This window comes from Aneurinibacillus aneurinilyticus ATCC 12856 (assembly GCF_000466385.1).
Lineage (GTDB): Bacteria > Bacillota > Bacilli > Aneurinibacillales > Aneurinibacillaceae > Aneurinibacillus > Aneurinibacillus aneurinilyticus.
This window is the reverse complement of the sequence record NZ_KE952652.1, coordinates 1-2,166: the sequence shown is the minus strand read 5'-3', so window position 1 is coordinate 2,166 and position 2,166 is coordinate 1. Positions and strand designations below refer to the sequence as shown.

The 2,166-nt window shown below is 35.7% G+C and carries 3 protein-coding genes; 1 reads left to right on the top strand and 2 read right to left on the bottom strand.

The window, feature by feature from the left end:
* On the top strand, positions 1-200 hold a 200-nt coding region (locus tag HMPREF0083_RS00485), incomplete at its 5' end, for a sigma factor-like helix-turn-helix DNA-binding protein (protein WP_021618917.1).
* A gap of 1,265 nt (positions 201-1,465) precedes the next feature.
* On the opposite strand, the gene HMPREF0083_RS27730 is transcribed toward HMPREF0083_RS00485, so the two are convergent.
* Both HMPREF0083_RS27730 and HMPREF0083_RS00475 read right to left on the bottom strand, forming a co-directional pair.
* Positions 1,466-1,636 (bottom strand): hypothetical protein, encoded by a 171-nt coding sequence (locus tag HMPREF0083_RS27730; protein WP_021618914.1) that lies wholly within the window; start codon positions 1,634-1,636, stop codon positions 1,466-1,468.
* A 172-nt stretch (positions 1,637-1,808) separates the two neighbouring features.
* On the bottom strand, positions 1,809-2,166 hold a 358-nt coding region (locus HMPREF0083_RS00475; protein ID WP_021618913.1), incomplete at its 5' end, for a PH domain-containing protein.

Genomic DNA, 2,166 nt, shown 5'->3' with positions numbered 1-2,166 from the left:
ACATCCATATTCTTGATGAACGGGAAAAGGAAGTCATCATCGGACGTTTTGGACTTGATAACGAGGAAGAACGCACACAGCGAAAGGTTTCTCGTGAGCTTGGCACCTCCTGTTCTTATGTATCACGTATCGAAAAACGGGCCTTGCTGAAGCTATTCCATGAGTTTTACCGAAAAAACGAGAACACGATAAAAAATTAAACGATTGAGGAATCTTGTTTGGTGATTTTTACTTTTCATATTAGTAGGTGTTACATCTAAAATCCACCCCTTCTTTAAAATGGGGGTGGGTCACGATGAGTAGGATCATTTGCTCTATTGTATGGGTCATCTTTTACTATATCTGAGATAGATTTGCGTTTTATTTTAGGCTTTGAAAATAACGCATATCCAATGAGCCCAAGAATAACCAAACAAGAGATTATCCACATGTCTAATCACCTCCTTTCTTCTTTACTATGTATATTTTACCAAATTAATCAATTAAATTCATTTCCGTTAAACTAACTATCTTTATTGTTTGGATTAAAGCAAAATGAAAGTGAAAAACATGGAGTGAGGTGTAAGTATGTGGTGGATCGCTGCCATTTTGCTTGTTTTATTATATATACCATGTTTTCAAAACTGATTAGAAATCGAAGAAGAATGAAAAATATAGCCAAAGAAAATGGTTATAGCCCTACGAATGACCCTATACGTCCTCCAAATGCAAATAGTGATTACCGTATGCCCTAACGTTCGATTTAAAATCAATAAGTCTAATTCTATCAGTTAAGATATCGGATCATATAGGTGGAGCAGCCCATGTAATCGATACGCTGCCAATAAAGTCAATTGTTATGCCTTTGAAGAGCAGCTTTATCGAAACCTACTTTGATGTGCTGCTAGCTATCAAGGAGAAAAAGATACCGCTCATACATGCAGACAAAAGAGATTTTTATTCACAGGGGATGCTGGAAAGAAAGCAGAGGCTGATATGTTAACTAGCGGCCGAGTCCTAACCGTTGATGTATATAAAGCTGGTCACCATGGCTCCAAAACTTCATCAAGTGCTAAATTTCTGAAGGCGGTACGTCCAGAATTCGTGGTGATCTCTGTTGGAGCCGATAATAAATATCAACACCCGAATATCGAAACGCTACAGCATATTCACCAGGCCGGTGTAAAAAAGATTTATTGAACAGATGACCGAGGAACTGTAACGGCTATGACGGATGGAAATACAATCGAGTGGAAAAGTGAAAAATAGGTAAGAAATTCATTCTAAACAACCCCCTAAATTGCAATAAACGGGATTTTTGCTTCCGATAAATAACAGATTTAGACGAGATAACGACATCGACGCGAAAAGCTAGTTACACGCTTAACATGGTGAAGACCGGATATTTTTTATTTCCAGATCGCTTAACGTTGTAAATCTGCGTTTTGCTAGTGGTGCCCATATTAGGATTCTGAAAAGAAAGTAGTCACTTTCCACCTAATAAAGTATAGATAATCAGAAAAAGAAGTGTTGAAAAAAATGAGGTTAAAAAAACGGTTAAATAGGAACCAAACCCCTTCCTGTTTGTTTTTTTAACTTGTTTCTTCAAGTCTTGAATTTCATCTTCTAACATTTTAATTTTATCGTTTAAATCCATAATAACCTCTCCTTATGTCAATTTTTCATTGGTATAAAAATAAAAAGTATGCCTGCTTAATTTATAAAACAGATAATACCGAAGACTTTTTTTCAGTTGCGAATCAACTAACTAAAGATGGGGTGCATTTTTTTCGTTTTTGGAGAAATCTTTTTCTTAGATTGATAATGAATTATGGGAATACTTTGGCTTGCGGGCAACGCCTTTGTAAGATTTTTATAAATTCATCTCGATTTTTGGGTGAAATAAGCGTCATACTATGTTGACCGTGAATAATCTCAAGCCTTTTTAATGATAAAGCAGGACTTGATAGTGGATTCATGGTTTTTTTTACAGACTTAATTGTATTTAATGGAATTGTTTTTCTAAATGGCCCACATTTGATGATTAAGTTATTCTCATCAAGCACGTAGTAAGTAGTTAACCATATCCATAAGAGAAAAACAGGGAGAGCTACAGATAGAAAAAAGATTACAATCATGTCAACAATATCTAACTGTCCCAAACTACCATGGCTTGGCAGCCACCAC